Raw genomic sequence first — 7827 nt, 5'->3', positions numbered from 1 at the left:
GAGTTCCGGGGCCGGACTCACGCGCAGTGAACCGTCGGGGTGGACGTCGACGACCCGTGGCGCGGTGAGTACGCCTGCCCATCCGGCCCGGTCTGTCTCCGCCTGCGGCCGGGCCTCCCACGACCAGCCCCACAGCAGTGCGCGGTCCGGCTCCTGGAGCACGGCGGGAGCGTAGAAGTCCCGCCCCTGGTCGAGCCGGCCGCCGACGCGCGGCACAAACCTCAACGCTCCCTGGCCATCGACCCGCAGACGGCCCGTCAGGTATCCGGTCGAGCAGGGATCTCCGTCCCACAGGGACACCAGAAGTACGTGGTCGCCGCCTGCTGTCCGGTACAGGTGCGGGCACTCCCAGCCCACCGACTTGTCGCCGAACGCGCCCGCGGCCACCGGGTCCTTGCCGTCCAGCAGCACACCGGCGAACCGCCAGTCGGTCAGGTCGTCGCAGTCGTAGAGCAGGACCGACGGCGTACCGTCGGCGTGCCCGGCCCCGACGAGGGCCCAGCGCCTGTCCGCGTGGCGGAAGACGAACGGGTCGCGGAACATCACCACGTCCAGTCCCGGCGGCGGCCCCGCCACCACCGGCGCCGACAGCGGCTTCCACTCGGTCAGCAGCTCGTCGTCCGGGTCCGCCGCCCGCGCCAGGCAGATGGTGCCGAGTCCGGCGTGGGCACGGTCGACTCCCGTGTACACGGCGGTCGGCGTGCCGGCGTCGTCGATCACGCAGCCCGACCAGCAGCCGGCCTCGTCGGGGCCGCCCGGCGTCGGCGTGAGGGCGACCGGGTGGTGCTCCCAGTGCGCGAGGTCGGTGCTGGAGGCATGCCCCCAGTGGACGTTCGCGTGCACCGGTGCGTCGGGGTTGTGCTGGTAGAAGAGGTGGTAGCGGTCCCGCCAACGGAACGGCCCATTGGGGTCGTTGATCCAGCCGACGGGCGGACGGACCCTGAAACGCGGCGCGTTGGGGTCATTGTTCAACGGTTGACTCCTGCCGAGGTGATGCCCTCGCGCAGAGGGCGCTGGCCGACGACGAACACGGCGAGGGCGGGGAGCATCGAGAGCACGACCCCGGCCAGGACCACCGAGATGGACCCGGTGCCGAGGTTGCCCTGCAGGGAGACCAGACCCAGCGGAAGCGTGTAGTTCTGGCTGGAGGTCTCCAGGATCAGCGGGCGGAAGAACTCGTTCCAGTGGTAGTTGAAGGCCAGTACGCCGACGATCGCCAGGCCGGGTGTGGCCAGTGGCGCGTACACCGAGCGGAAGATCCGCCAGGGCCCCGCGCCGTCCAGCATGGCCGCCTCGCTCAGGTCCTTCGGCATACCGAGGAAGTACTGGCGCATCAGGAAGGTGCCGAAGGCGGTCGGGAAGGCCGGGATGATCAGGCCGAGGAGCGTGTCGGTGAGGCCCATCGACTTCAGCACCAGGAACACCGGCACGATGGTGACCTGCAACGGCACCATCATGGTCGCCAGGACCAGGCCGAAGAGCGGCTTCTTGAAACGGAACTCCAGGCGCGCGAAGGCGTATCCGGCCAGGCCCGCCGTGATCATCTGGCCGACGGCGATCAGTGCCGTCACCAGCGTGGAGTTCAGGGCAAGCAGCCACACGTCGATCTGCTGGAAGACCCCGCGGTAGGCCGCGGTCGTCGGGTGCGTCGGGATGATCTGCGGTGGCAGGTCGAAGGACTGGGCCGGAGTGCGCAGCGAGGTGGCGACGGTCCAGATGACCGGGCCCAGCGTCAGCAGGGCGCACACGGTCAGTGCGGCGATCCGGGCCCAGGGGGCGAGTGAGTGACGTGCGCGACTCAGAGTCGGGGTCGCTTTCAGGGGCGGGGTTGCTTGGCTCATGGCGCTCATGCGGCTCACCGGCTCACTGGTAGTGGACGAAACGCCGGCTGAGCCGGAACTGGAGGGCGGTGACCGCCATGATCACTACGAAGAGCAGCACGCCCACCGCGGATGCCTCGCCGAAGTCGAGCTGCTCGAAGGCCCTCTCGTAGATCACCATCACCACGGTGCGGGTGGCGTCGCCGGGTCCGCCGTCGGTGAGGACGTAGGGCTGTTCGAAGACCTGCAGGGCATTGATGATGCCGACCACCGACGCGACGAGCAGCGTCGGCGACAGCAGCGGCAGCGTGATGCCGAGGTGCTTGCGCAGGCCGGTCGCGCCGTCGAGGGCGGCGGCCTCGTGGATCTCCTTGGGGATGTTGTTCAGACCGCCGACGAACAGCAGGAACGAGAAACCGAACTGCTGCCAGACGTAGACCAGGATCACCGTGGCCATCGCCGCGTGCTCCGAGGTCAGCCAGGGCACGGGCGCGACGCCCACCAGGCCGATCAGCCAGTTCACCACCCCGAAGTCCTGGTTGAACAGGTACTTCATCACCACCGAGATCGAAGCGGCGGACAGCACCAGCGGGAAGAAGAACGCCGAACGGAACACCGACCGCAGCCACATCGGCATCCGCCCGTTCAGGGCGAGCGCCAGCGACAGCGCGATCAGCAGTTGCAGCGCGACCGCGAGGACCATGAAGAGGAGCGTGTTGCGGAAGGAGACCAGAACCGTCGAGTCCGTGAAGGTCGTGCGGTAGTTGGCGCCGCCGGCGAAACGGGGCGGGTCGATCACGTTCCAGTGGAACAGGCTCAGCACGACGGACCCGATGATCGGCACGACCGTGAAGACGACGATGCCGACAACCGTGGGCGCCAGGAACAGCGCGGCCAACAGCCGGGCGCCGCGGTCGCGGACGGACGGCCGCACGGCGACGGCGGGTCGCGCGGCGGGCCTCGGACGTACGGCCGGGACCTGGGAGTTCGGGACCTTGGTGTTCGTCATACCTCACGCTCCATGGCCAGCTCCAGGTCGCCCTGCATCCGGCGCAGCGCGGGACCCACCGCACGCGGTGAGGCCAGCGCGGTGCCGGTGTACTTGAGCAGGACGTCGGTCACCTCGGCGACCTGCGGTGGCGCGGGGATCGGGCCGGTGTCGGGAAACCGGTCGAGAGTGTCGTAGAAGACCTGCCAGTGCGCCGGGCCGCTCGCGGCGTAGCGGGCCGAGTTGACCATCGAACGCCGGGCCGGGGTGGTCTGGTTGCTCCGGAACAGCCGGGTCATGGTGTCCTTGCGGGCCGCGTACTTGATGAACTCCCAGGCGGCTTCCTGCTTCTTCGAGGTGCGCAGCAGCGCGTAGCCCGCCGCGCCGAACTGGTGGCGCTGGGTACGCCAGCGCGGGAAGTACTGCACGTCGTAGTCGGCGGCCCGCATGCCGGCCAGTTGCAGGCCGCCCGCCCAGAAGCCGCCCGCCGGTGTGACGCCGACGCGGCCGGTGGAGAACACGCCGACCAGATTGCTGCCGTTGCCGCCCTCGGGCCGGCTGCACAGGTTCTCCTGGACGAGGGAGGCGAGGTAGTCGTACGCCTCCTCGACCCGGTCGGCGGTGGCCTGCGGGGTCGTCCAGCGGAAGCCCCCGCCGCGCCCCTGCCGGTCGGCGGCCGGGTAGAAGGTGTCCCACAGCCAGGAGCCGCCGGGCGCCTTCGACTCATTCAGCAGGTTCGTGCCGTTCGCGAAGAGCCAGGGCACCACGCCGCCCCACAGCCGGTTGGTCCAGAAGTACGGCGTGAAGTGCGCGTCGCCGGCGCGCTTCATCTCCCGCAGCAGCGCGGTGAAGTCGTCGCGGCTCCAGTCGGCCGCCGGGAACCCCGCGCCTGCCCGCTTCAGCACCTGCTTGTTGAGGTAGATGTCGGCGGCGTTGAACTCCATCGGAAGTTGGTAGAGGTTCCCCTCGTACATCATCGACTCCACCAGCGAGGGGTGGACGTCGGCGAAGTACTCGCGCAGCTGAGCCGCGTCCCGGCGCACCCAGCGGTCCAGGGGCACGCCGAGCCGTTGGGCGAACAACTGCACGCCCTCGGTGGCCACATAGACCAGGTCGGGGGCGGTGCCGACGGCGATCTGGGTGAGGATCTTCGCGAAGAAATCCGACCAGTCGACGGCCTGCACCGCGTTCACCCGCAGCGGGATGTCGGGGTGGAGCCGGTGAAAGCCCTTGGTGAGGGCGTCGACGGTGGCCGGGTCGAAGGCGGAGCCGAGGGTGGCGACGACGAGGGAGCCGTCGTCACGGCCGGGGATGTCGGCTCCCGTGAGCCGGTCCCAGCTCGCGGCGGTACCGGCCAGGGCGGCTGCTCCGGCCCCGTATGCGCCGTACCGCAGCAGCGTGCGGCGAGGGATGTGCGAGTCAGTCATCAACGGGCCTAACTCGTGTTAGTTCAGGGGTGATGCCCCAGATGATGGGAACCGGGCGGCAGGCCTGTCAAGGGTCGGGAACGCTTGACCTTTAACGAGTTAGGTCTACAGTCCTCGTTCACCTGAGCCGATTCTTCACGCCCTCTGCGTCGTGAGCCGCCACGAGAGGAACGATGTGTCATGCCCGGAACATCGGGGTTTTCCAGGAGATCACTGTTCGCGGGATCGGCGGCGGGCACCGCCGCCGCTCTGCTGCCCACCGCAGCGGCCACGGCCGCCCCGAAACCCGAGCCCGGGGCCACGGCCAACAGCAGGACCAAGTCCGCGGCGAGCGGGGCGAGTTACCGCGCCTCATACCATTTCACGGTCCCCGACCAGTGGAAGAACGACCCGCAGCGGCCCGTCTGGATCGACGGCGAGTACCACTACTACTACCTCTACAACGCCGACTACTTCACCGGCGTCGTCGGCACCGCGTGGCGCCTGGCCACCACCAAGGACCTGGTCTCCTTCACCGACCGCGGGGTCGCCGTGCCCAAGGACACCACGCCCAACGGTGATCTCTGGTCGGGTTCGGCGGTGGTCGACACCGGCAACACGGCCGGATTCGGCGCGGGCGCGGTCGTCGTCATCGTCACCATGTCCCCCGGCGGCGGCACCGACCAGCAGGAGCAGTTCCTGCACTACTCGACCGACGGCGGTCTCACCTTCACCAACTACGGGACCGACCCCGTCCTGCCCAACCCCGGCGTCGCCGACTTCCGCGACCCCAAGGTGATCCGCGACGAGGGCCGGGGCCGCTGGGTGATGGCCCTCGCCGAGAACGACAAGATCGGTTTCTACCACTCCGACGACCTCAAGTCCTGGACGTACGTGAACGGTTTCGTCCACGACGGCATAGGCGTCCTGGAGTGCCCCGACCTGTTCCGCATCACCGCAGGCGACGGCACCGTGAAATGGGTGCTCGGCGTGAGCGCCAACGGGAAGAGCTCGGGGCTGCCCAACACGTACGCCTACTGGACGGGTTCCTTCGACGGCAGCGCGTTCACCGCCGATGCGAGTGACCCGCAGTGGCTCGACCACGGCTGGGACTGGTACGGCGCCGTCACCTTCGAGAAGCGGGACGCGAGCGGCGCGGTGGACGCCGCTGCCCGGTACGCGATCGGATGGGTGAACAACTGGGACTACGCCAACACCACCCCCACCATCGACTGCGACGGCTTCAACGGCACCGACTCCATCGTCCGCGAGATCACTCTGAAGAAGGCATCCGACAACACCTACTACCTCGCCTCCCAGCCCGTCGCGGGCCTCGACTCGCATGCCTCCCGCACCGTGAACCTGGGCGACGTGACCGTGGACGGCACGAAGGTGCTCGACTACACCGGCATCTCCTACGAGGTGACGACCGAGATCACCTGGTCCCAACTCACCGGCGCCGGGCTCCAGTTGCGGCGCTCACCCGACGGCGGTCGGCACATCGACGCCGGAATCTACGCCGACTACGCCTTCCTCAACCGACGCAACACGGTGAACGCCGACACGTCCGGCAAGTGGCAGGAGAGCCACACCCCGTTCGCCCCGTCCGCCCGCACGGTGAAGCTGCGCATCCTGGTGGACCGCACGTCGGTGGAGATGTTCGTCGACGACGGCCGCCACGTGCACACCAGCCAGGTGTTCCCGTACCTGCTGGACACGCGGCTCGCGCTCTTCACGATCGGCGGCAGCGCGGTGTTCCGCGACACGGTGATACGCGAGTTCTCGGTGTGAGGCCGGCCAGGGCGCGGGTGCACACCGTACGCGTGAACCCGATCGGCAACACCGGAACGGGCCGCCCGGTCCTGGAAGGATCCGCGCTCCGCCCCGCTGACGCGGCGAAGCCGAACGTCTTCCGGGTCCGGATCGTATGGCTCATGCCGACGAGGCTGCCCTGACCTCCCACCGCATTCCGAGATCAAACCGGGCGAGCATCGCTCTCCCCGGACCTTGCCCCGGCGGAGCCCCTGCGCGTTGGAAGGGGAATCCGCCGCGGGCGAGTACGAGCCCCGTTCGCAAGCCGGCGAGACCCTCCCGCGCGGCGCCTGCCTGGCTCCGTGGGGCCTGATCGAGGCCGCGTTGAGGGCACAGGGACAGGAACAAACCGTGATGCTGTGGTCGATGACCATGCTCATGAACGGTCGTCCGGCCGGACGCCGAACGGTCGGATCCAGACGGCCGGCACCGCGGGCGCGGTGAACTTCTACAACAGGCCGGGGCAGGTAGTGAACGACCGCATCGGGTCCCACCGCTGGGTCACCGCCTCCGGTTGCGCGGCGGGCAGTTGGCTCACCTGCCCGGAAGGGGCACCGGATCCCGGCAAACACTGGAGGAGGGAAGGAAGGCGCAAAACCTTCTTCGGTTTGTTCTCGGTACTGACGGCTGAGTTCGCGGTCGCGCCGTTTGCCGGCGACGCCGATCAGAGCCGGACCGTCGCCTGCTGCGGACCGGTGCCGCACGTCATGCCCCAGGTACTGTTCTGAGCCGCCATCCCCTTGTCGTTCACGGGGTTGGCCAGGTCGAGCAGGGTTCCTGATCGGGTGACCGCGCGGGGATCGGCGTATGAGGGCAGGGCCTCTCGGTGGGTCGGGGATGCGAACCAAACCGTTCACCCGGAGGCCCTGTTGCCGCACTCCTTCGCGCTCGTTCCATGCACCGGAGGGTCATCACTTCGACGTTCCTGCCACGTCGGGCCGCGCGCTGTCGCCACTCTGCCGCTGACGTTCAGCACGCTGCTGGACGAGTTCCTCAACGGCACTGGGCAAGGTCGTCTCGAAGTCGATCAGCTTCGCCCACGTCGGCGTCATCACGATGCGGACCATGCCGTCGTAGAGCGAGCGGACCTCGGCCTCCCACTCGACCCGTTGCTCGGCCGTCATCTCGTAGGAGCCGTTCATCTCGAGGGCTCCTCCGGAATGCCCTCGACCTCGTCGAGTTCGACAGTGCCGCGGACGAGCAGGATCTTGGGCGGGTGCACCTCGGTGTCGATCGTGATGGCGACGGCCGGGTTCTGACGGAGCGAAGCCAGCTTCGGGGCGTTCTTCGACGTGCACATCACAGCCTCCTTGCCGTTCCAGGCGAAGGCGATCGGGATGTTCCGCGGTGTCCCGTCCTTGGCCACGTAGGCCAGGCGGCAGAGGTCACGAGCCAGCAGCTCCTGGCTCAGCGGGCGATTGAGGATCTCGGTGATCTGGTCGTTCGTCATGGCGGGCCTCCCGAGGCTGAGCGACCACGGTGGCCGCTCCTGCACCTGGGACGGAGCCGCCACGCCGTTCTCGACATCCTTGCCGAACTTCCCCCCGCGCCTCATCGGGCACATGTCCGACGAGGCGCGGGGGCAGCATCGGCAGGTGACGGGGAGGCCGAGCTCCCTCGGTACGGGGTTCGCGGGTGTGCGATTGTCGGAGTGCAGGCTCATGCGCACCGGGACAGGGCCCCTGCCGAAGCTGTCAGAGAGGGCCGGGCGACCACCGTGGGCGGGCGTCAGTCGGGCAGTACCAGTCGACCCGTCTCCCCCGGCTGCACGGAAACCACACGATCGCGCAGCCGGACGTCG

At 68.8% G+C, this 7827-nt stretch carries 8 protein-coding genes; 2 read left to right on the top strand and 6 right to left on the bottom strand.

Translation table 11 applies throughout. From position 1 onward, the window contains the following. From O3Q52_RS44120 to O3Q52_RS44105, 4 genes are all read right to left on the bottom strand, one after another. Nucleotides 1-972, bottom strand: a 972-nt coding sequence (locus tag O3Q52_RS44120; protein WP_269654150.1) for a glycoside hydrolase family 32 protein, incomplete at its 3' end; no start/stop codon positions are given. Next, entirely contained in the window at nt 969-1841 is an 873-nt protein-coding gene (locus O3Q52_RS44115) for a carbohydrate ABC transporter permease (RefSeq protein WP_269654149.1), read from the bottom strand. The genes O3Q52_RS44115 and O3Q52_RS44120, both read right to left, overlap by 4 nt. Before the next feature lie 22 nt (nt 1842-1863). Next, a complete protein-coding gene (locus O3Q52_RS44110) occupies nt 1864-2829 on the bottom strand; it encodes a carbohydrate ABC transporter permease (RefSeq protein WP_269654148.1) in 966 nt (321 codons plus the stop codon). Further along, nucleotides 2826-4235, bottom strand: a complete 1410-nt coding sequence (locus tag O3Q52_RS44105; RefSeq protein ID WP_269654147.1) for an extracellular solute-binding protein — start codon at nt 4233-4235, stop codon at nt 2826-2828. Before O3Q52_RS44105 ends, O3Q52_RS44110 begins: the two co-directional genes overlap by 4 nt. Nucleotides 4236-4415: 180 nt before the next feature. Between O3Q52_RS44105 and O3Q52_RS44100 the strand changes: the two genes are divergently transcribed. After that, nucleotides 4416-6005 (top strand): GH32 C-terminal domain-containing protein, encoded by a 1590-nt coding sequence (locus O3Q52_RS44100; RefSeq protein ID WP_269654146.1) that lies wholly within the window; start codon nt 4416-4418, stop codon nt 6003-6005. Between the two features lie 380 nt (nt 6006-6385). Continuing rightward, the gene (locus O3Q52_RS44095) at nt 6386-6754 is read left to right on the top strand and encodes a hypothetical protein (RefSeq protein ID WP_269654145.1); all 369 of its coding nucleotides are present in this window, start codon (nt 6386-6388) and stop codon (nt 6752-6754) included. A 183-nt stretch (nt 6755-6937) separates the two neighbouring features. Here O3Q52_RS44095 and O3Q52_RS44090 read toward each other — a convergent pair whose 3' ends face one another. Together O3Q52_RS44090 and O3Q52_RS44085 are read right to left on the bottom strand one after the other, a co-directional pair. Further along, the gene (locus O3Q52_RS44090) at nt 6938-7168 is read right to left on the bottom strand and encodes a hypothetical protein (protein WP_269654144.1); all 231 of its coding nucleotides are present in this window, start codon (nt 7166-7168) and stop codon (nt 6938-6940) included. After that, entirely contained in the window at nt 7165-7476 is a 312-nt protein-coding gene (locus O3Q52_RS44085) for a pyridoxamine 5'-phosphate oxidase family protein (protein ID WP_269654143.1), read from the bottom strand. The genes O3Q52_RS44090 and O3Q52_RS44085 overlap by 4 nt, the downstream gene beginning before the upstream one ends. Nucleotides 7477-7827 lie beyond the last annotated feature (351 nt).

Origin of the sequence: Streptomyces sp. ActVer (genome assembly GCF_027270795.1) — a bacterium.
GTDB lineage: Bacteria > Actinomycetota > Actinomycetes > Streptomycetales > Streptomycetaceae > Streptomyces > Streptomyces umbrinus_A.
This window is presented reverse-complemented; position numbering and strand designations above follow the sequence as displayed.

Coding starts and splice junctions, on each gene's coding strand:
- O3Q52_RS44115 (WP_269654149.1), bottom strand. CDS start 1,841: ATGAGCCAAGCAACCCCGCCCCTGAAAGCGACCCCGACTCTGAGTCGC.
- O3Q52_RS44100 (WP_269654146.1), top strand. CDS start 4,416: ATGCCCGGAACATCGGGGTTTTCCAGGAGATCACTGTTCGCGGGATCG.
- O3Q52_RS44105 (WP_269654147.1), bottom strand. CDS start 4,235: ATGACTGACTCGCACATCCCTCGCCGCACGCTGCTGCGGTACGGCGCA.
- O3Q52_RS44090 (WP_269654144.1), bottom strand. CDS start 7,168: ATGAACGGCTCCTACGAGATGACGGCCGAGCAACGGGTCGAGTGGGAG.
- O3Q52_RS44110 (WP_269654148.1), bottom strand. CDS start 2,829: ATGACGAACACCAAGGTCCCGAACTCCCAGGTCCCGGCCGTACGTCCG.
- O3Q52_RS44085 (WP_269654143.1), bottom strand. CDS start 7,476: ATGACGAACGACCAGATCACCGAGATCCTCAATCGCCCGCTGAGCCAG.